The sequence below is a fragment of the Streptomyces sp. NPDC127097 genome, from assembly GCF_042724075.1.
Lineage (GTDB): Bacteria > Actinomycetota > Actinomycetes > Streptomycetales > Streptomycetaceae > Streptomyces.
Genome location: NZ_JBHXFI010000042.1, coordinates 17,981 through 37,334, shown reverse-complemented (window position 1 = coordinate 37,334; position 19,354 = coordinate 17,981). Strand labels below are relative to the sequence as shown.

Here is a 19,354-nt window from a genome sequence, read left to right as displayed (position 1 = left end):
CGTGCTTCGTGGCACGGGCCCGACTCGTGGGGAGACGGCAATGTGGCGCACGGGACGCACGAGGCCCCGCCCGTCATGTCACCGTGTCCGCCCGCACGGCCCTCCGGAAGCGCGCGCCCGGCACCGTGTCCGGAAGTCGCCACGCCGTACGAGGTAACTCTGGGGTGCGGGCAGCGGAACGTATCTGCGCACCCCCGAACCTGACTTCCTCGCGCACCGCGACGCTGTGGTCACGCTACGCTCACAGGCAAATTCCACCCTCATACATCCATCCACCCGCGTCTCGGCAGAACGGCTCAAGGCGACGAATGCCCCAGCACACCTCCGGGTCTGACCGTGCGGCTGTACCACCCGCCGCACGCGGCAGCGTGCGCCCCGCTCCGCCCAGCTCGCTCGACGAGCTGTGGCGCGCCTACAAGGCGTCAGGCGACGGCAGGCTGCGGGAGCAGCTGATCCTGCACTACTCCCCGCTGGTCAAGTACGTCGCCGGCCGCGTCAGCGTCGGCCTGCCCCCCAACGTCGAACAGGCCGACTTCGTCTCCTCCGGGGTCTTCGGACTGATCGATGCCATCGAGAAGTTCGAGCCCGAACGCTCCATCAAGTTCGAGACCTACGCCATCACCCGTATCCGCGGCGCGATGATCGACGAGCTGCGAGCGCTCGACTGGATTCCGCGTTCCGTACGGCAGAAGGCGCGCGCCGTCGAACGCGCCTATGCCACCCTCGAAGCGCAACTGCGCCGTACCCCCTCCGAGGCGGAGGTCGCCGAGGAGATGGGCATCGCCCTGGAGGAACTCCACGGGGTGTTCAGCCAGCTGTCCCTGGCGAACGTCGTGGCACTGGAGGAGCTGCTGCACGTCGGCGGCGAAGGGGGCGAACGGCTGAGCCTGATGGACACCCTCGAGGACACGGCCGCCGAGAACCCCGTCGAGATCGCCGAGGACCGTGAGCTGCGGCGCCTGCTCGCACGTGCCATCAACACCCTCCCCGAACGTGAGAAGACCGTGGTCACGCTCTACTACTACGAGGGCCTCACGCTCGCCGAGATCGGCAATGTCCTCGGCGTCACGGAGAGCAGGGTCAGCCAGATCCACACCAAATCCGTACTCCAGCTCAGGGCGAAGCTCGCCGACGTCGGACGCTGAGTCACACGTTGCGGGAGGCAGGACCTTCCCACGCGGTGTCGCCATGCGGAGTGCCACGGCGGGCGCGCCATCCGTAGAGTGGTGACGTGCCCAGGATTCGAGCGGCCTCCGTGGCCGAGCACCGGTCGATGCAGCGCGGCGCCCTCTTGGACGCCGCCCGCTCCCTGCTGTCCGAAGGCGGAACGGAGGCGCTGACCTTCCCCGCCCTCGCCGAGCGCACGGGCCTCGCGCGCTCCTCCGTGTATGAGTACTTCCGCTCGCGCGCCGCCGTCGTCGAAGAGCTGTGTGCCGTCGACTTCCCGGTCTGGGCCGCCGAGGTCGAAGCGGCGATGCAGCGCGTCGACACACCCGAGGACAAGGTCGAGGCATATGTGCGCCGGCAACTCGCGCTGGTCGGCGACCGGCGACACCGAGCCGTCGTGGCCATTTCGGCCGGCGAGCTGGACGCGGGCGCGCGCGAGAAGATCCGCGCGGCGCACGGCGGACTCATCGCCATGATCGTCGAGGCGCTCGCCGCCCTCGGCCACGAACAGCCCCGGCTCGCGGCCATGCTCCTCCAGGGTGTCGTCGACGCCGCGGTCCGCCGCATCGAACTGGGCGCCGCGGAGGACCCGGGCGAGATCACGGAGGCGGCGGTGGCGATGGCCCTCCGCGGGGTTCGCGGCTGACTTCGGGGGCTTCTCCCCCCCCGGGCCCCGGCCCACCCACCCACCTCCACCACCTCCACGCTCGTTGGCCCCGCAGCCCGCAGCCCGCAGCCCGCAGCCCGCAGCCCGCAGCCCGCAGCCCGCAGCCCGCAGCCCGCAGCCCGCAGCCCGCAGCCCGCAGCCCGGTCGCGCCCGTGCCGTGGTGCCGACGCGCTGTTCGGCCCTCCCACCACCTGCGCCTGGGTCTGGGCTTGGGCCTGACGCGTGCCGCTACCGGTGCGACGTCACCCCCGCCCCGCTGGCGGGGCTGCTTTCACCGTGTCGGAATCACTGCTCCCTCGCGCACCGCATCGTTGGGGATCACCGACCCGTCGCGATCACTGCGTCCCGCGCTCACTCATCGTTCCCGCCCGACGACACGCCACGACCGCCCCCACCCCGCCGCCTTCGTGGGCTCTCCTCTCTCGCTGCTGGTCGGGCCACGGGGAGCCGGCCGAACGCCCAGATCACCACGGCCGCGAGTCCAGCCGCCTGGATGAGAGCTACTGCCGTAGGTGCCGAGCTTCTTGCCTGCGCTGTGGGCTCCGGTGGTTCCGGATGCCGGGGAGTGGTGGGGCCGCCTGCCGGTACGGGGACCCCAAAGATCGGCAGTAGTCGGGACGGGCCGCCGCGGAGCATGTTCCGGGGCAGCAGGGACAACGGGTCCAGGTAGGTCTTGCCGCGGCGTAGGCCCCAGTGGAGGCAGGGCTCCCGGCAGTGGAACGGGCCGCTGTGCTGTAGGACGGCGACCGGCTGGCCTGCCGTGACGCGCTGACCTTTCCGGACCGTGGAGCGTACGGGTTCGTACGTGGTGCGTAAGGGAGGGCGGCCCGAGCGGGACACCTCAAGGGTCAGTACGCCGCGGCCCGCGACGGTCCCGGCGTAGGCCACCCGGCCGGGGGCCGCTGCTCGCACCACGGCGCCGGCGGGAGCGGCCAGGTCCACCCCGCGGTGCCCGGCAGCCCATGGGGCAGGAGGCGGTTTCCAGCCCCTGACCACCGTCGGCTGTGCGCCCGTGGCTCCTCCCACCGGCCAGGATCTGTCCTCGTCCGGTGGCGCGGCAGGTGCCGCGGGCGCCCCACTCTCGGCACGGCGCCCCACCTCCTCGCCCACCTCGCCACGTCCCGCAACCACCACCCAATCCACCCCGCGCCCCACCGACCTCTCTGGCACGTGCCCCACCGTTTTCTCCGCCCCGTGCCCCACCGGCCGCACCGGCCTCTCCGCCCTGCGCCCCACGGGCTTCTCCGCCCCGGGCCCCACCGCCCTCTCCGGCACGTGCCGCACCGGCCTCTCCGCCCCGCGCAACACCGGCCCCTCCGTCCCACGCCCCTCCGTCCTGTCGACCCCGCGCCGCACCGCCCGACCCGCCACGAGCCCCGGCCCGCCCTCTACTCGTCGTTCCACCGCCCAATCCACCCCGCGCTCCACCCCGCGCTCCACCCCGTGCTCCACCCCACGCCCCGCCGCCCCGCTCACCGGCGGTGCGGTAGCGATCGCGAGGGTCGGTGGGAAGAGGGTGAGGACCGCGGCCGCGGTCGGGGCCAGGAGTGCGCATGCCGCTTGGGCGGGGAAGAAGCAGCTCGGCCCGTAGCCCTTCGGCTCCCCGCGCGGTCCCGGTAGAGGCGCGAGCGACCGGAAGCGGGACGGGGGCGGGGGCGAGCAGCGAGACCGGGACCGACGCCGAAAGGGGAACGGGGACGAGGCCCGGGGCCAGTGCGGGGCAGCCGGAAGGGGGCCCGGCCCGCGACCCGCTCGGCTGCGGTGCTTTGGCCGCCCACCGTCGCCCGGTCGCGGGTGGCGTCCCCGGAAGCCGGTGAAGCCGGTGAAGCCGGTGAAGGAGGCACGGGAGAGCCTGGTCGGGACCGGATGGCGTCGCGGGTCGTGTCGTGGGTTTCGTCGCGTGTTTCGTCGCATGTGCTGACGGTGACGCAGTCCGCCGCGGCGTGTGGATCTTGGTCTGAAGCTGTGGATGACGGGGCGGTTGTGGACAACGGTGTCACTCGGGCGGGGCTCGAAATGGTGCGTGTCGCCCGGTGCATCGGCAGTCCCGTACACTTCTGGTGGCGATCCGGGTCACCGGGTCGACTTCGCACGCCCCGCCGTCAGTGCACCAGTCCCGTTCGGGCAGCACGACGGCCGCGCCCCTCGGTCCTCGGACGGCTCCGCAAGGTGTCTTCCCCGGCAGGCGCGTCGGGGCGTCAGGCACCGCGGCCGACCGGCCGCAGTGGAACCGAGAACAACAAGGAGTACGGCCATGGCCGTCGTCACGATGCGGGAGCTGCTGGAGAGCGGCGTCCACTTCGGGCACCAGACCCGCCGCTGGAACCCGAAGATGAAGCGCTTCATCTTCACCGAGCGCAACGGCATCTACATCATCGACCTGCTCCAGTCGCTGTCGTACATCGACCGCGCCTACGAGTTCGTCAAGGAGACCGTCGCCCACGGCGGCTCGGTCATGTTCGTCGGCACGAAGAAGCAGGCCCAGGAGGCCATTGCCGAGCAGGCGACCCGCGTGGGCATGCCCTACGTGAACCAGCGCTGGCTCGGCGGCATGCTGACCAACTTCTCGACCGTCTACAAGCGCCTTCAGCGCCTGAAGGAGCTCGAGCAGATCGACTTCGAGGATGTGGCCGCCTCCGGCCTCACCAAGAAGGAGCTCCTGGTTCTCTCCCGCGAGAAGGCCAAGCTGGAGAAGACCCTCGGCGGTATCCGCGAGATGCAGAAGGTGCCCAGCGCCGTCTGGATCGTGGACACCAAGAAGGAGCACATTGCCGTCGGTGAGGCGCGCAAGCTCAACATCCCGGTCGTCGCGATCCTCGACACCAACTGCGACCCGGACGAGGTCGACTACAAGATCCCGGGCAACGACGACGCGATCCGCTCCGTCACCCTGCTCACCCGCGTGATCGCCGACGCCGTCGCCGAGGGCCTCATCGCCCGCTCCGGTGCCGCCACCGGCGACCAGAAGCCCGGCGAGAAGGCCGCTGCCGCCGAGCCGCTGGCCGAGTGGGAGCGCGACCTGCTCGAGGGCGAGAAGAAGGCTGACGACGAGGCCCCCAAGGCCGAGGAGAAGCCCGCCGAGGCTCCCGCCGCGGAGGCCCCCGCCGCCGAGGCCGAGAAGCCGGCCGAGCAGGCCTGACCCGCAGCATCCGGCTGATGACGGCGGGGGAGGGCGCCACCGGCGCCGCCCCCGCCGTCCACCCGTAGATCTTTCGACTTCGAGATTTCGAGAAGAGATTCACAGACCATGGCGAACTACACCGCCGCTGACGTCAAGAAGCTCCGCGAGCTCACCGGCGCCGGCATGATGGACTGCAAGAAGGCCCTGGACGAGGCCGAGGGCAACGTCGACAAGGCCGTCGAGGCGCTGCGCATCAAGGGCCAGAAGGGCGTCGCCAAGCGCGAGGGCCGGTCCGCCGAGAACGGCGCGGTGGTCTCCGTGATCGCCGGCGACAACACCTCCGGTGTCATCGTCGAGCTGAAGTGCGAGACGGACTTCGTCGCCAAGGGTGAGAAGTTCCAGGCCGTCGCCAACGAGATCGCCGCGCACGTCGCGAAGACCTCCCCGGCCGACATCGAGGCCCTGCTCGCCTCCGAGATCGCGGCCGGCAAGACCGTCCAGGCGTTCGTCGACGAGGCCAACGCCAACCTCGGCGAGAAGATCGTCCTGGACCGCTTCGCGCAGTTCTCCGACGGCTACGTGTCGGCGTACATGCACCGCACCATGCCCGACCTGCCCCCGCAGATCGGTGTCCTCGTCGAGCTCGACAAGGAGAACGCCGAGGTCGCCAAGGGCATTGCGCAGCACATCGCCGCGTTCGCCCCGAAGTACCTCGCCAAGGACGACGTGCCGGCCGAGGTCGTCGAGGCCGAGCGGCGTGTCGCCGAGGAGACCACCCGCGCGGAGGGCAAGCCCGAGGCCGCCCTGCCGAAGATCGTCGAGGGTCGCCTCAACGGCTTCTTCAAGGACGCGACGCTGCTCGGCCAGCCGTACGCGCTCGACAACAAGAAGTCCGTCGAGAAGGTCCTCCAGGAGGCCGGTGTCACCCTGAAGCGCTTCGCGCGCATCAAGGTCGGCATCTGAGCCTGTCGCGAAGGCAGCGAATGACCTACGACCCCGCTAGGGTCGTACGCAGTCGGCCGCTCAACGGCCGGCCGCAGATGTGACGAGGAGGCCATTGCCGCAGAGGGATCTGAACCAGACCCACGGCAATGGCCTTCTTCGTATGTGCACGAGGAGAGCTCAATGATTCACGGTGCCGACGGCGCGCACACAGACCATGCCGGTCACGGCGGCAGGCGACGCTTCCTGCTGAAGCTGTCGGGCGAAGCGTTCGCCGGCGGCGGGGGACTGGGCGTCGACCCCGACGTCGTGCACGCGATGGCCCGCGAGATCGCCGCCGTGGTGCGCGACGGCTACGAGATCGCCATCGTGATCGGCGGCGGCAACTTCTTCCGCGGCGCCGAACTCCAGCAGCGCGGCATGGACCGGGCCCGCTCCGACTACATGGGCATGCTCGGCACGGTCATGAACTGTCTGGCCCTCCAGGACTTCCTGGAGAAGGAGGGCATCGACTCCCGCGTCCAGACAGCCATCACCATGGGACAGGTCGCGGAGCCGTATATTCCGCTGCGTGCGGTGCGCCACCTGGAGAAGGGCCGGGTCGTCATCTTCGGCGCCGGTATGGGCATGCCGTACTTCTCCACCGACACCACCGCCGCCCAGCGTGCCCTGGAGATCGACGCCGAGGCCATGCTGATGGGGAAGAACGGGGTGGACGGCGTCTACGACTCCGACCCCAAGAAGAACCCCGACGCGGTGAAGTTCGACGCGCTCGAATACGGCGAGGTGATCACCCGCGACCTGAAGGTCGCCGACGCCACCGCCATCACGCTGTGCCGGGACAACAAGCTCCCGATCCTCGTGTTCGAACTGCTCGCCGAGGGCAACATCGCCCGTGCGGTGAAGGGTGAGAAGATCGGCACGCTCGTCAGCGATCAGGACACCCGGGCCTGACGGCCTCAACTGCCGTGATTCCGTACGGGCATCGGCCCGTACGGGCGGCAACTCCCGACCGGGGTAGGACCCCGGTACGGGGATGGACAACGGCCTGCCGGTCGGACACCGTGCAGGAGAAGACGCGCGGCAGGGGCGAGGCTCTGCTTCTTACCGAAAAGACCAGGAGCAAGTGGTGATCGAAGAGATCCTCCTCGAGGCCGAGGAGAAGATGGAGAAGGCCGTCGTGGTCGCCAAGGAGGACTTCGCCGCGATTCGCACCGGGCGTGCGCACCCGGCGATGTTCAACAAGATCGTGGCGGACTACTACGGCGCCATGACGCCGATCAACCAGCTGGCGTCGTTCTCGGTGCCCGAGCCGCGGATGGCCGTGGTGACCCCGTTCGACAAGAGCGCGCTGCGCAACATCGAGCAGGCCATCCGCGACTCCGACCTCGGCGTCAACCCGAGCAACGACGGCAACATCATCCGAGTGACGTTCCCGGAGCTGACCGAGGAGCGCCGCAAGGAGTTCATCAAGGTCGCCAAGAACAAGGGCGAGGACGCGAAGATCTCGATCCGCAGCGTCCGGCGCAAGGCCAAGGAGACCCTCGACAAGCTGGTCAAGGACAAGGAGAGCGGCGAGGACGAGGTGCGCCGCGCCGAGAAGGAGCTCGACGACACCACCGCGAAGTACGTCGCGCAGGTGGACGAGCTGCTCAAGCACAAGGAATCCGAGCTCCTCGAGGTCTGATGAACGAGTCTTCCTGGGGGGCCCCGCCCGGCGCCGGTCAATGGGGACCGCCCGACCACGGACCGGCCCCCTCGCTTCGCGGGGCGGCGCCCCCCGCTCCGGCGGGTCCGGTGTACGACTGGGGCGATGCGGCGCAGACTCGGCCCATGCCCTTTGTGCCCGGGCAAGGCGGACACCAGGATGACAACCGGGAACATCGGGATATCCGGGACAACCGGGATCACCTGGACGACCGGGGGGCTGCTCGACGGAGCGGCCCCCTGTTCCGCGACGAAAAGCCGCAGGAGCCCATGCCCACCTCTCTTTCCGGGTCCGACAGCTCGCCGGACTCAGAGAAGCCGAAGAAGAAGAGCGCGGGCCGCAACCTGCCCGCCGCCATAGGGGTCGGCGTCGGCCTCGGCGTGATCATTGTTGCGTCGCTCTTCGTCTACAAGCCCGTCTTCATCGGCGTGATAGCGATCGCCGTGGTCGTGGGCCTGTGGGAGCTGACCTCGCGGCTGGCGGAGCGCAAGGACATCAGGGTGCCGCTGGTGCCGCTCGCGGTCGGCGGCACCGCCATGGTGGTCGCCGGCTATGTCCGCGGCGCCGAGGGAGCCTGGGTGGCGATGGCGCTCACCGCCCTCGCCGTGCTCGTCTGGCGGATGACCGAGGCGCCCGAGAACTATCTGCGGGACGTCACCGCCGGCGTCTTCGCGGCGTTCTACGTGCCCTTCCTCGCGACGTTCGTGGCGCTGATGCTCGCGGCCGAGGCCGACGGGCCGCAGCGGGTGATGACGTTCCTGCTGCTCACGGTCGTCAGCGACACCGGTGCGTACGCGGTCGGCTGGCGGTTCGGCAAGCACAAGCTCGCCCCGCGCATCAGCCCCGGCAAGACCCGTGAGGGACTCGTCGGCGCGGTGCTCTTCGCGATGGCGGCCGGCGCGCTGTGCATGGAGTTCCTGATCGCGGACGGCGCCTGGTGGCAGGGCCTGCTGCTCGGCCTCGCCGTCGCGGCCAGCGCGACCCTCGGCGACCTCGGCGAATCCATGATCAAGCGGGACCTCGGCATCAAGGACATGGGCACCTTGCTGCCCGGCCACGGCGGCATCATGGACCGGCTCGACTCCCTGCTGCCGACCGCACCGGTCGTCTGGCTGCTGTTCGTGATCTTCGTGGGAGCCGGCTGACCACAGGGTTCTCGCGGCGGAGGGCAGGGAGAGGATTCCTCTCCCTGCCCTCTTCCGTGTCCGCCGCCCGTCTACCGAGGCGGCGACAGCACCTCGACCGCCGCGCGCAGTGGCTCCGGCGACGTGGCGAACTCGCCGAGGAAGGCATACGAGAGTTCCGTGACGAGGAACAGGTTGGTGGCAACGAGGACACTCACCGCCGCGACCATCCCGTAGTGGATCAGGGCCTGCTCGGAGCCGAAGGTGGCGGAGAAACCGAGGACCAGTCCACTGGTCAGCAGGATCGCCAGCCACAGGGACAGGGGTGGGCCGATGTTGGTGCGCGCCTCGAGCAGCCGTTCCGTGCGTGCGACGCTCAATTCCTTCAGGGACGCGATGGAGCTGGTGAGGAAGGCCCGCTGGGTGTCGTCGCGGGGCCGGATGCTCTCGTACGTGCTGTGCAGGCGGTTCAGCGCGTTCTCGGCCTCGGGCGTGGTGCCGCCGGCCGCGGCGCTGGGCCACTCGGCGGCCGCCGCCCGTCCGTACGCCAGCAGGCTCTGCCTGATCCGTGCGCTCTCGGCCTTGCCGAACACCTCGCGGCCCCTGGCCAGCTGCGCCACCATGGCGCCCTCGGTCCGTGTCGTCTGGTCCGCCGTGTTCACCTGACCCCAGAGCGCGAGGACGATGAAGCCGATGAGGAACCCGTAGACGACCGCGATCACGGGGAAGAGGAATTGCGCGATCTCGTTCTGCTTGCCCTGCTTGATGCGGGGGACCCGGTGCCGGACGAGTGCCTGGACGACCGCGGTCCCGCCCGCGATCACGACGACGAGCCCTGCCAGCAGCAACCAGGAAGGGATGTTGATCACGATCCAACGGGTCACAGCCACTGTTCCACGCTCCTGACGTACCCCACACCACACCCGCCACCACCGGCGCGGTGGCCAACGAGGCCACGGGGCTGCGGATACGCCTGGTGCGTCCCTTCGGTGAGGGGTACGGCGGCGGATCGGGATCCGTACGGCGGGGAGGGGCCTGGTCCGCCCGCGGCACCCCGCGCCCTGGCGGTGACCGTCCTCTCACCGCCTGCGGCCTGGGCCGCGCCGGACGATCTGCCACACTGGACCCACCATGCCTGCACCCGGAGAACTTACTTTTGTCGCGCCGCGCGGGGCCAAGAAGCCGCCGCGGCACCTTGCTGATCTCAGTCCCGTCGAGCGTCGTGAAGCGGTGGCGGCGATCGGGGAGAAGCCGTTTCGTGCCAAGCAGTTGTCGCAGCACTACTTTGCCCGTTATGCGCACGATCCGGCGCAGTGGACGGACATTCCGGCGGCGGCGCGCGAGAAGCTGGCGAGTGAGCTGCTGCCGGAGCTGATGACGGTCATGCGGCACATCTCGTGCGATGACGACACCACGCGCAAGACGCTGTGGAAGCTGCACGACGGGACGCTCGTCGAGTCGGTGCTGATGCGGTACCCGGACCGGGTCACCATGTGCATCTCGTCGCAGGCGGGGTGCGGGATGAACTGCCCGTTCTGCGCCACGGGGCAGGCGGGGCTGGACCGTAATCTCTCCACCGCCGAGATCGTGCACCAGATCGTCGACGGGATGCGTGCGCTGCGCGACGGGGAGGTGCCGGGCGGGCCGGCGCGGCTGTCCAACATCGTCTTCATGGGGATGGGGGAGCCGCTCGCCAACTACAAGCGGGTGGTCGGCGCGATCCGGCGGCTGACGGATCCCGAGCCGGACGGGCTGGGGCTGTCGCAGCGGGGGATCACCGTCTCCACGGTCGGGCTGGTGCCGGCCATGCTGCGGTTCGCCGACGAGGGCTTCAAGTGCCGGCTGGCCGTGTCGCTGCACGCCCCGGACGACGAGCTGCGCGACACGCTGGTGCCCGTCAACACGCGCTGGAAGGTGCGGGAGGTACTGGACGCGGCGTGGGAGTACGCCGAGAAGTCCGGGCGGCGGATCTCGATCGAGTACGCGCTGATCCGGGACATCAACGACCAGGCGTGGCGCGGTGACCTGCTGGGGCGGCTGCTGAAGGGCAAGCGGGTCCATGTGAACCTGATTCCGCTGAATCCGACGCCCGGTTCGAAGTGGACCGCGTCGCGGCCCGAGGACGAGCGGGCGTTCGTCCAGGCCATCGAGGCGCACGGGGTGCCGGTGACCGTCCGCGACACCCGCGGCCAGGAGATCGACGGCGCCTGCGGGCAGCTCGCGGCCTCGGAGCGCTGACCACCCCGCTGATACGGTGTGGTCGAACAAATGCACATTCCGACAGGGGAGCGCCACAGCGCTGAGAGTGCGGAAGCGTCGTAGTCCTACGGTGCCCGCAGACCCTTGAACCTCGCCCGGGTCATTCCGGGTAGGAAGTTCGGTCGTCACTCATGCTGTTGCGCCCTGCCCGGAGTTCCCTCCCCGCGTCCCCGGACGCCGGGAGCCGTGGACACCGGGCAGGGCCGCGTCTCTTCCTGGCCAGCCAGGAGGAAATCAGTGAGCACCAGGAGCAGGATCGCCGCGACGGTGGTGGCCGCCGCGGTCGGGATGACCGCCCTCGCCGGCTGCGGAGGCTCGGGCGGCGGCAGCGCGGACGCCAAGACCGTCACGCTCGTCAGCCATGACTCGTTCAACGTCTCCAAGTCCGTATTGGCCGCCTTCGAGAAGGAGAGCGGCTACAAGGTCACGATGCTCAAGGGCGGGGACGCCGGCAAGGCCGTGAACCAGGCGGTCCTGTCCAAGGGCAACCCCCAGGGCGATGTGTTCTTCGGCATCGACAACACGCTGCTCTCGCGCGGTCTGGACGAGGGCCTCTTCAGCCCCTACCGAGCCAAGGGGCTGGAGAGCGTCCCCGCGGGGCTTCAGCTCGACAAGGGCGAGCACCGGGTCACCCCGCTCGACTACGGCGACATCTGCGTCAACTACGACCGCGGCTACTTCACCCGGCACAAGATCGCACCGCCGAAGACCTTCGACGATCTGCTCCGGCCCCGGTACAAGGGGCTGCTCGTCACGGAGAACTCCGCCACCTCCTCCCCGGGCCTCGCCTTCCAGCTCGGCACCATCGCGAAGTACGGGGAGAAGGGCTGGCAGAGCTACTGGAAGAAGCTCAAGGCCAATGGCGTCGAGGTCGTCGACGGCTGGGACCAGGCGTACAACGACCGGTTCTCCGGCTCCGCGGCGGGCAAGGGCAAGGGCGACAAGCCGCTGGTGGTCTCCTACGCCTCCAGCCCGCCCGCCGAGGTGCTCGGCAAGAAGCCGGCGCCCAAGGAGGCCCCGACCGGTGTCGCGGCCGGCACCTGCTTCCGGCAGATCGAATTCGGCGGTCTGCTGAAGGGCGCGAAGAACGAGAAGGGCGGCAAGGCGCTGCTGGACTTCCTGCTGAGCAAGAAGTTCCAGGAGGACGTGCCGTTGACGATGTTCGTCAACCCGGCCCGTCAGGACGCCGCGGTGCCGGAGCTGTTCACCAAGTACGGCACGACGATCGACAAGCCCACCACCCTGGCGCCCGGGACGATCACCGAGAACCGCGAACAGTGGATCAAGCAGTGGTCCTCGCTCGTTCTGAAGTAACGCGGTCGGACGGTACGGACGCCACGGACGTCACGGGCGCCACGGGCGCCCGGCGTGGCAGGCCCGCGCGGGGGACGGCGGTGCGGCTCGGCCTGATGGCGGTGCCGCTCGCCTTCTTCGCGCTGTTCTTCGCCTATCCCGTCGTGGCGATCGTCGGACGGGGGCTCAAGGACGGCGGACAGTGGCAGCTCGGCCGGTTCGGTGCCGTGCTGAGCGACCCGGATGTCGTGCAGGTGCTGTGGTTCACCGGCTGGCAGGCGGCCGCCTCGACCGGGCTGACGCTGCTGATCGCGCTGCCCGGCGCCTATGTCTTCGCGCGCTTCGACTTCCCCGGCAAACAACTGCTGCGGGCGGTCGTGGCGGTGCCGTTCGTGCTGCCGACCGTCGTCGTCGGCTCGGCGTTCCTGGCGCTGGTCGGGCGGGGCGGGCTGCTGGACGACCTGTGGGGCGTGCGTCTGGACACCTCGGTGTGGGCGATCCTGCTGGCGCATGTCTTCTTCAACTACGCCGTGGTCGTCCGGACCGTCGGCGGGCTCTGGGGGCAGCTCGACCCGCGGCAGGAGGAGGCGGCGCGGGTGCTGGGAGCCGGGCGGTTCGCGGCCTGGCGGCGGGTGACGCTGCCCGCGCTGGGGCCGGCCGTCGCGGCCGCCGCCCTGATGGTCTTTCTGTTCACCTTCACCTCCTTCGGGGTGGTGCAGATCCTGGGCGGCCCCACCTTCTCGACGCTGGAGGTGGAGATCTACCGGCAGACCGCGGACTTCCTGGATCTGCCGACGGCCGCCGTCCTCACCCTGATCCAGTTCGCCGCGGTGCTGGGCGTCCTGGCGCTGCACGCCTGGACCGTCCGTCGCCGGGAATCCGCGCTCCGGCTCGTGGACGCCTCGCAGACGGCCCGCCGGCCGCGCGGCCGCGGTCAGTGGGCGCTGCTGTGGGGGACGTTCGCGGTCATCGCCGTTCTGCTGCTCGCGCCGCTGGTGGTGCTCGTGGAGCGCTCGTTCGCCGGGCCGGACGGCTACGGGGCGGTCTTCTACGCCGCGCTGGGCTCCGCCGCGAACGCCGACAGCACCTTCGCCGTCGCCCCCCTGGACGCGCTGTGGAACTCTCTCGCCTACGGGGCCGCGGCCACCGGGATCGCGCTGGTGGTGGGCGGACTGGCGGCCGCCGCGCTGGCCCTTCCCCGGCTGCGCCGCGGCCCGTCCGGGCGGACCCCCGTCATCAGCCGGTTCGTCCGCGGCTTCGACGCACTGCTGATGCTGCCCCTGGGAGTCTCCGCGGTGACCGTCGGCTTCGGTTTTCTGATCACCCTCGACGAGCCGCCGCTCGATCTGCGTGCCTCGTGGTGGCTGGTGCCGCTCGCCCAGGCGCTGGTGGGGGTGCCCTTCGTGGTCCGGACGATGCTGCCGGTGCTGCGGGCGGTCGACGGCCGGCTGCGGGAGGCGGCCGCCGTGCTCGGCGCCTCGCCCTGGCAGGTGTGGCGCGCCGTCGACCTGCCGATGGTGCGCCGGGCGCTGCTGATCGCCGCGGGCTTCGCCTTCGCCGTGTCGCTCGGTGAGTTCGGCGCGACGGTCTTCCTCGCCCGGCCGGACCGGCCGACGCTGCCGGTGGCCGTGGCCCGGCTGCTGGGACGTGCGGGGGAGCTCAACTACGGGCAGGCGATGGCCCTGTCGACCATCCTGATGGTGGTGTGCGCCGCCGCCCTGCTGGTACTGGAGCGGCTGCGCCCCCTCGACCGATCCGGGGAGTTCTAGATGACGGCACGGGCCGGGAGCACGGCACGGGAGCTGCTGCGGCTGGGCGGGGTGACCGTCCGCTTCGGCGCGGACGGGCGTCCCGCGCTGGACGCGGTCGATCTGGAGGTCGCCGCCCGGGAGATCGTCTGCGTCCTGGGGCCGAGCGGCAGCGGCAAGTCCACGCTGCTGAGGGTGGTCGCCGGGCTCCAACAGGCCGACGCCGGACGGGTGTCGCTGGAGGGGCGGGACCAGTCGGGGGTGCCCACCCACCGGCGCGGGGTCGGCCTGATGTTCCAGGACCACCAGCTCTTCCCGCAGCGCGATGTCGCGGGAAACGTCGCCTTCGGGCTGCGGATGCGGCGTACCCCGCGCGCCGGCCAGGAGCGTACGGTCGCCGAACTCCTGGACCTCGTCGGGCTGCCGGGCGCCCAGCGGCGCGCCGTGGCCTCGCTGTCCGGCGGCGAACAGCAGCGCGTCGCCCTGGCCCGGGCCCTGGCCCCCCGCCCCCGTCTGCTGATGCTGGACGAGCCGCTCGGCCAGCTCGACCGCGGGCTGCGGGAACGGCTGGTCGTCGAACTCCGGCGGCTCTTCCAGGAGTTGGGGACGACCGTGCTGGCCGTCACCCACGACCAGGGGGAGGCGTTCGCGCTCGCGGACCGGGTCGTGGTGATGCAGGACGGCCGGATCGCGCAGTCCGGCACCCCGCTGGAGGTCTGGCAGCGGCCCGCCACCGAATTCGTCGCCCGCTTCCTCGGCTTCGACAACGTGGTCGAGGCGACGGTGCAGGGCGAGGCGGCCGCCACCCCCTGGGGGAAGGTGCCCGTTCCGGCGGCCACCCCGGACGGGCCGTGCCGGCTGCTCGTCCGCCCGGCCGGGGTACGGCTGACGGCCGCCGCCGACGGCCTGCCGTGCACGGTCGCGGCCCGTACCTTCCGCGGCACCCATGTCGCGCTGCTGCTCCAGCCGGCCGCCGGACCGCAGGTGGAGGCGGCCTGCGCGCTGCGGGACGCGCCCGAAGTGGGCGAGCGGGTGGGGATCGCCTTCCAGGCGCAGGACGTGGTGGTACTGGACGCCTCCGCCCCGGCAGGCTGACCACAGGGGCGGACCCGTGGGGCGCCGGGGCGTGGGCCGCTCAACAGGCGCCCCACGTCCGGCAGTCGCGCCGGCCGGGAAGGGAGACGCGCCTCAGCGGGCCGCGACCTCCGTGGGCCGCTCGCCGGCCTCCGGCGCCACGGCCCCGGGCGCGCCGGGCTCCGGCTCCGGCTCGCCGAACCAGGCGACCGCGACGGCGCCGGCCACCGCCACCACGAAGCCGAGGACGGCGACCCAGGCGAAGCCCGGCCGGGACGAGTCCCCCAGCCACAGCACCCCGAGAATGCCGGGGACCACCGTCTCGCCCACCACCAGCGCCGCCGTGGCGCCGTTCACCGAGCCGATCTGGAGGGCGACGGTGTGCAGATACATGCCCCCGATGCCGGCCACGAGAATCGCGTACAGGGCGGGGTCGCCGAGCAGCGACGGCAGATGGAAGGGGTCCACCCCGTTCAGCACCCGTACGCCGACGCCGAGCGCACCGAACCCCAGACCGGACAGCAGACCCGCCAGGATCGCGGCCCGCCCGCCGAGCAGCCGCACGATCAGGATGCCGCCGCCGATCAGCACGACGGAGGCGACCAGCAGCCACCAGTGGGCGGCGATCGGGGTGTGGCCGCTGCCCTCCGGCCCCGCGGCCGTGGCCAGCAGCACCAGGGCCGCGCAGACCACCGCGATGGAGGACCACTCGGCCCGGCTGAGCCGGATGCCGAGAAGCTTGATGCTCAGTACGGCCGTGATCACGAGATTGGCGCTGATCACGGTCTGGGAGAGGAACAGCGGCAGCATCCGGGCGGCCAGCGCGCCCAGTCCGAACCCGACGAAGTCCAGCACCGTGCCGACCATGAACTCCCAGGTCACGGCCGCCTTCGCGGTCGATGACAGGCTGGGCCCGCCATGCTGGGTGACCCCGGCGGTGGAGGACTCGGCCGCCTCCCGGCGAGCGGATTTGCGGGAGCCCACCGCCTGGAGGACCGATCCCGTGCCGTAGCAGGCCGACGCCGCCACGGCCGTCAGAAGGCCGATGATCACCAAGAGCTCCGTTCGCCCGCTGTCCGCATTACTCGTTCATTACCTTCCTGGCAGACGTGCATTCGGGGACGGGAGTTGCCTCCGCCGGCAAATACACCGGCGCGCCGCCGAACCGCAGTCGCGCAGAGCCGTCGACGCCGGGAGGCCGGCGGGCGGCGGACGGGTCAGGAAGGCGCCCGGTCACGGAGGCGGGCCAGCGCCTCCGGGGCCTCGTCCACCGAGTCGACCAGGGCGATCCGGGACGCCATCGGCCGGTCCGCGGCCAGCGCCTGGAGCAGCGGCCAGGTGGGGAGCTGCTCCGTCCAGTGCGCGCGGTTCACCAGCACCATCGGCGTCGGCTCGCCCCGCGACCGGTAGTAGTTCGGGGTCGCGTTGTCGAAGATCTCCTGTACGGTCCCGGCCGCGCCCGGCAGGAACACGACGCCGGCGTTGGAGCGCGCCAGCAGCCCGTCCTCGCGCACCGCGTTGACGAAGTACTTGGCTATGTGGGACGCGAAGGCGTTCGGCGGCTCATGGCCGTAGAACCAGGTGGGAATGCCGGCCGAGATGCCGCCGCCCGGCCGGCTGTGGCGTATCTCGAAGGCGGCCCGGGCCCAGTCCGTGACGGACGGGCTGAAGTGCGGGGTCTTGGCGAGCAGCGCCAGTGACCAGTCGAGCATCTCGTCCTCGAAGGGCGCGGCGTACGCCCCGAGGTTCGCCGCCTCCATCGCGCCGGGGCCGCCGCCGGTCGCCACGGTCAGCCCGTCGCGGGTGAGCCGGCGCCCGAGCCGGGCCGCGCCCGCGTACGCCGCGGAACCGCGCTCCAGGGCATGGCCGCCCATGATGCCCACCACCTGGGCACCGGCGAGGTGTTCGTCCAGGGCGTCGGACACGGCGTCGTCGTGGATGCTGCGCAGCATCGAGGCGAAGATGTCGCCGTCCGACTTGGTCTCCTGGTACCAGCGGTAGGTCCGGGCGTCCGGGGTCGCGTCGAAGCCGCCGTCGGCCAGCCCCTCGAAGAGCTCGTCCGGGCCGTACAGACCGCCCCGGTACGGATCGAACGGCAGGCCCGGCACGGGCGGGAAGACCAGCGCGCCACCGGCACGCACCTTGGCGGCGGCGTCCGGCTCCATGGTGCAGCCGAGGAACACGGACTCCGTGGTGTCCGCGCTGAGCAGCGCGAACGTACGGTCCGTCAGGTCGACCGACTGGACGCGATGTCCGGCGAGACTCCCCGAGGCGACGACCCGGTCGAACTCCTCCAGGGACTCGATCTCCCGGTCGTCGTGGTCGGCATGGGCGTGGGTGCGGCGGGGCGCCGGCGGCTGTGAATTCGACTGCACGTCCGACATGTTAGGGCCGGGGTGCCGCCGCCAAGGGGGCTAGGGCCTGTCTTCAAAGTCCCGCCTGCCTCGCGACGCCTGGCACGCACTCCCCCACGCCTGAACGGCGCGGGGGGGACCCCCATCCGCGTTGTCGTCACTCTTCCCCAAGCTCTCGGCTTCGCTCGAGCAGGGGAGACCCCAACCGCTCCGCGTCGACTCCCTCCTCCGCCTTGCGATCGCGCTCGGCATCCGGTGGCCCAATGAGGAGCCGAGACGGAGGGAGCGCAGCGAGCGAAGTGCACCAGACCCCGCTCCCTGATCCACCATGATCCAAACGACACCCCCTAGGCCCGTCCGCTGCCGTACCTTTCCGGCCCTCGTCCGTGGTCGCACGGCACTCGCCGCTCTCTGTTCCGCCGCCCTGGTGTTGCTCGGCCGAGCAAACCTCGCTACCTTCTTGCTCATGCAAGCAAAAAACAGCACGGCCAAGCAAAAGGCGGCGCGCGGGGCCGGGCCCTCCTTCACGGAGACGGGACGCCGCGCACAGATCGTCGCCGCGGCGATCGAGGTCATCGCCGAAACCGGGTACCACCGGGCCTCCTTCGCGAAGATCGCGAAGCACGCCGGGCTGAGCAGCACGGGGATGATCTCGTACCACTTCGACGGGCGGGACGACCTGATGCGCGAGGTCGTCACCGAGGTGATGCGGCTCGCGGAGGGCTACCTCCGCCCCCGTATCGAGGCCCACGAGAGCTACGCGGCCCGGCTGCGCGCCTCCATCGAGGGCAACCTCGACCTGTTCGCCGCCTACCCGAACCACCTCGCGGCGATCGTCGAGATCCTCGCCAACCTCCGCGGCGGCGACCCCGGCATGGTCGCCTTCCTCGACACGACGGAGGCCAACCTCGCCGTCCAGGTGGAACAGCTCCGCAAGGCACAACGGACCGGCGAGTTCCGCGACTTCGACCCTTGGGTGATGATGCGGGCGATCCGCGCCGCCATCGACGACGTGGTGCGCCGCGCCACCCACGATCCCGGCCTCGACGTGCGGGCCGCCGGCCGCGAACTGGCGGATCTGTTCGACCGCGCCACCAGAAGCACGGCATGACCACAGACACGGGGGAACACACCATGGCCACGCCACACGCACCGCAGACCGACACCGACGGGCCCGCCACGACGCCCGTCCCGGGCCGCACGGCCGCGCTGCGCCGGCGGCTCGCCGCACAGCTGCTCTTCGAACTCGTCCTCCCGCTCGGCTCCTACTACGGGCTGCGCGCGGCCGGCGCCGGCCAGTGGCTCTCGATGGTCGCCGGCGGTGTGCTGCTGCTGCCGTGGATCGGCTACGGCATCGTGCGCCGGCGCCGCGTGGAGGCGATGGCCGTGTTCACCCTGAGCCTGGTGGTGGCCGGCACCCTGCTGTCCCTGATCAGCGGCAGCCCACGGGTGGTGATGATCCGCGACAGCTGGCTGACCGCCGCGATCGGGCTCTGGGTGCTCGGCACGCTGCTCACCCGGCGCCCGTTCATCATGTCGGCCTCGCGCGGCATCGTCATCGCCAAGGTCGGCGAGGCCGGCCTGGCCCAATGGGAGGCGCGGTGGGACGCGGAGCCGACGTTCCGTCACCACCTGCGCCTGGTCACGGCGGTGTGGGGCGCGGTCTTCCTGCTCGACGCGGTACTGCGGGTGGTGCTGGCGTACACGATCCCGGTGGACGCCTTTCCCCTCACCAGCACCGTGCTCTGGCTGGCACTGCTCGGCGGGCTGCTCACCTGGCACAACTGGTACCTCACCCGGCACGGCATGAAGCTGTAGCGGGAGCCGCGGACCCCGACGTCGAGGCGCTGATCGCGGGGGCGGGCCCGACCGGCCTGCGGCTCGCCAACGAGCTGGG

17 protein-coding genes and 1 riboswitch are annotated in these 19,354 nt (G+C 71.0%); of the genes, 13 read left to right on the top strand and 4 right to left on the bottom strand.

The window, feature by feature from the left end; genetic code table 11:
- Positions 1-308 precede the first annotated feature (308 nt).
- Positions 309-1,145, top strand: a complete 837-nt coding sequence (gene whiG / locus ACFWJW_RS26935) for an RNA polymerase sigma factor WhiG (protein ID WP_042149406.1) — start codon at positions 309-311, stop codon at positions 1,143-1,145.
- 128 nt (positions 1,146-1,273) lie between these two features.
- Positions 1,274-1,813: a TetR/AcrR family transcriptional regulator gene (locus tag ACFWJW_RS26930; RefSeq protein WP_387246290.1), complete on the top strand. Its 540-nt coding sequence runs from the start codon at positions 1,274-1,276 to the stop codon at positions 1,811-1,813.
- 372 nt (positions 1,814-2,185) lie between these two features.
- Here the strand turns inward: ACFWJW_RS26930 and ACFWJW_RS26925 are convergent, their stop codons facing one another.
- The gene (locus ACFWJW_RS26925; RefSeq protein ID WP_387246245.1) at positions 2,186-3,748 is read right to left on the bottom strand and encodes a murein hydrolase activator EnvC family protein; all 1,563 of its coding nucleotides are present in this window, start codon (positions 3,746-3,748) and stop codon (positions 2,186-2,188) included.
- Between the two features lie 340 nt (positions 3,749-4,088).
- Here ACFWJW_RS26925 and rpsB point away from each other — a divergent pair, with 340 nt between their 5' ends.
- From rpsB to ACFWJW_RS26900, 5 genes are all read left to right on the top strand, one after another.
- Positions 4,089-4,973, top strand: coding sequence for a 30S ribosomal protein S2 (gene rpsB / locus ACFWJW_RS26920; protein WP_387246243.1), 885 nt, complete (start codon positions 4,089-4,091; stop codon positions 4,971-4,973).
- Positions 4,974-5,081: 108 nt separating this feature from the next.
- Positions 5,082-5,918, top strand: coding sequence for a translation elongation factor Ts (tsf, locus tag ACFWJW_RS26915; protein WP_387246241.1), 837 nt, complete (start codon positions 5,082-5,084; stop codon positions 5,916-5,918).
- Between the two features lie 162 nt (positions 5,919-6,080).
- Positions 6,081-6,851: a UMP kinase gene (gene pyrH, locus ACFWJW_RS26910; RefSeq protein ID WP_018087130.1), complete on the top strand. Its 771-nt coding sequence runs from the start codon at positions 6,081-6,083 to the stop codon at positions 6,849-6,851.
- 175 nt (positions 6,852-7,026) lie between these two features.
- A complete protein-coding gene (gene frr, locus ACFWJW_RS26905) occupies positions 7,027-7,584 on the top strand; it encodes a ribosome recycling factor (RefSeq protein WP_006602824.1) in 558 nt (185 codons plus the stop codon).
- Positions 7,584-8,750: a phosphatidate cytidylyltransferase gene (locus tag ACFWJW_RS26900; protein ID WP_387246238.1), complete on the top strand. Its 1,167-nt coding sequence runs from the start codon at positions 7,584-7,586 to the stop codon at positions 8,748-8,750. The genes frr and ACFWJW_RS26900 overlap by 1 nt, the downstream gene beginning before the upstream one ends.
- Before the next feature lie 71 nt (positions 8,751-8,821).
- Here the strand turns inward: ACFWJW_RS26900 and ACFWJW_RS26895 are convergent, their stop codons facing one another.
- Positions 8,822-9,619 (bottom strand): hypothetical protein, encoded by a 798-nt coding sequence (locus ACFWJW_RS26895; RefSeq protein ID WP_387246236.1) that lies wholly within the window; start codon positions 9,617-9,619, stop codon positions 8,822-8,824.
- Between the two features lie 241 nt (positions 9,620-9,860).
- Here ACFWJW_RS26895 and rlmN point away from each other — a divergent pair, with 241 nt between their 5' ends.
- From rlmN to ACFWJW_RS26875, 4 genes are all read left to right on the top strand, one after another.
- Positions 9,861-10,967 carry a 23S rRNA (adenine(2503)-C(2))-methyltransferase RlmN gene (gene rlmN / locus ACFWJW_RS26890; protein WP_026169186.1) on the top strand — a complete coding sequence of 369 codons (1,107 nt, stop codon included), beginning with the start codon at positions 9,861-9,863 and terminating at the stop codon, positions 10,965-10,967.
- A gap of 34 nt (positions 10,968-11,001) precedes the next feature.
- Positions 11,002-11,122, top strand: a riboswitch (TPP riboswitch).
- 103 nt (positions 11,123-11,225) lie between these two features.
- Complete coding sequence (locus tag ACFWJW_RS26885; RefSeq protein WP_387246234.1) at positions 11,226-12,302, top strand: thiamine ABC transporter substrate binding subunit; 1,077 nt, start codon at positions 11,226-11,228, stop codon at positions 12,300-12,302.
- Positions 12,278-14,050, top strand: a complete 1,773-nt coding sequence (locus ACFWJW_RS26880; RefSeq protein ID WP_387246232.1) for an ABC transporter permease — start codon at positions 12,278-12,280, stop codon at positions 14,048-14,050. The genes ACFWJW_RS26885 and ACFWJW_RS26880 overlap by 25 nt, the downstream gene beginning before the upstream one ends.
- The gene (locus tag ACFWJW_RS26875) at positions 14,051-15,124 is read left to right on the top strand and encodes an ABC transporter ATP-binding protein (protein WP_387246230.1); all 1,074 of its coding nucleotides are present in this window, start codon (positions 14,051-14,053) and stop codon (positions 15,122-15,124) included.
- Between the two features lie 93 nt (positions 15,125-15,217).
- Here ACFWJW_RS26875 and ACFWJW_RS26870 read toward each other — a convergent pair whose 3' ends face one another.
- Positions 15,218-16,156 carry a hypothetical protein gene (locus ACFWJW_RS26870; RefSeq protein WP_387246228.1) on the bottom strand — a complete coding sequence of 313 codons (939 nt, stop codon included), beginning with the start codon at positions 16,154-16,156 and terminating at the stop codon, positions 15,218-15,220.
- A gap of 164 nt (positions 16,157-16,320) precedes the next feature.
- A complete protein-coding gene (locus ACFWJW_RS26865; RefSeq protein ID WP_387246226.1) occupies positions 16,321-17,487 on the bottom strand; it encodes an LOG family protein in 1,167 nt (388 codons plus the stop codon).
- Between the two features lie 436 nt (positions 17,488-17,923).
- On the opposite strand from ACFWJW_RS26865, the gene ACFWJW_RS26860 reads away from it, so the two are divergent.
- Both ACFWJW_RS26860 and ACFWJW_RS26855 read left to right on the top strand, forming a co-directional pair.
- On the top strand, positions 17,924-18,568 hold the full coding sequence (locus tag ACFWJW_RS26860; RefSeq protein ID WP_387246224.1) for a TetR/AcrR family transcriptional regulator: 645 nt from the start codon (positions 17,924-17,926) through the stop codon (positions 18,566-18,568).
- Complete coding sequence (locus ACFWJW_RS26855; RefSeq protein ID WP_387246222.1) at positions 18,565-19,275, top strand: VC0807 family protein; 711 nt, start codon at positions 18,565-18,567, stop codon at positions 19,273-19,275. Before ACFWJW_RS26860 ends, ACFWJW_RS26855 begins: the two co-directional genes overlap by 4 nt.
- Positions 19,276-19,354 lie beyond the last annotated feature (79 nt).

What these genes read in the sequence shown, in the direction of transcription:
- ACFWJW_RS26865 (WP_387246226.1), bottom strand. Translation starts at nt 17,487, where the DNA reads ATGTCGGACGTGCAGTCGAATTCACAGCCGCCGGCGCCCCGCCGCACC.
- ACFWJW_RS26925 (WP_387246245.1), bottom strand. Translation starts at nt 3,748, where the DNA reads ATGCGACGAAACACGCGACGAAACCCACGACACGACCCGCGACGCCAT.
- ACFWJW_RS26930 (WP_387246290.1), top strand. Translation starts at nt 1,274, where the DNA reads ATGCAGCGCGGCGCCCTCTTGGACGCCGCCCGCTCCCTGCTGTCCGAA.
- ACFWJW_RS26855 (WP_387246222.1), top strand. Translation starts at nt 18,565, where the DNA reads ATGACCACAGACACGGGGGAACACACCATGGCCACGCCACACGCACCG.
- ACFWJW_RS26860 (WP_387246224.1), top strand. Translation starts at nt 17,924, where the DNA reads ATGCAAGCAAAAAACAGCACGGCCAAGCAAAAGGCGGCGCGCGGGGCC.
- rpsB (WP_387246243.1), top strand. Translation starts at nt 4,089, where the DNA reads ATGGCCGTCGTCACGATGCGGGAGCTGCTGGAGAGCGGCGTCCACTTC.
- ACFWJW_RS26900 (WP_387246238.1), top strand. Translation starts at nt 7,584, where the DNA reads ATGAACGAGTCTTCCTGGGGGGCCCCGCCCGGCGCCGGTCAATGGGGA.
- tsf (WP_387246241.1), top strand. Translation starts at nt 5,082, where the DNA reads ATGGCGAACTACACCGCCGCTGACGTCAAGAAGCTCCGCGAGCTCACC.
- pyrH (WP_018087130.1), top strand. Translation starts at nt 6,081, where the DNA reads ATGATTCACGGTGCCGACGGCGCGCACACAGACCATGCCGGTCACGGC.
- whiG (WP_042149406.1), top strand. Translation starts at nt 309, where the DNA reads ATGCCCCAGCACACCTCCGGGTCTGACCGTGCGGCTGTACCACCCGCC.
- rlmN (WP_026169186.1), top strand. Translation starts at nt 9,861, where the DNA reads ATGCCTGCACCCGGAGAACTTACTTTTGTCGCGCCGCGCGGGGCCAAG.
- ACFWJW_RS26875 (WP_387246230.1), top strand. Translation starts at nt 14,051, where the DNA reads ATGACGGCACGGGCCGGGAGCACGGCACGGGAGCTGCTGCGGCTGGGC.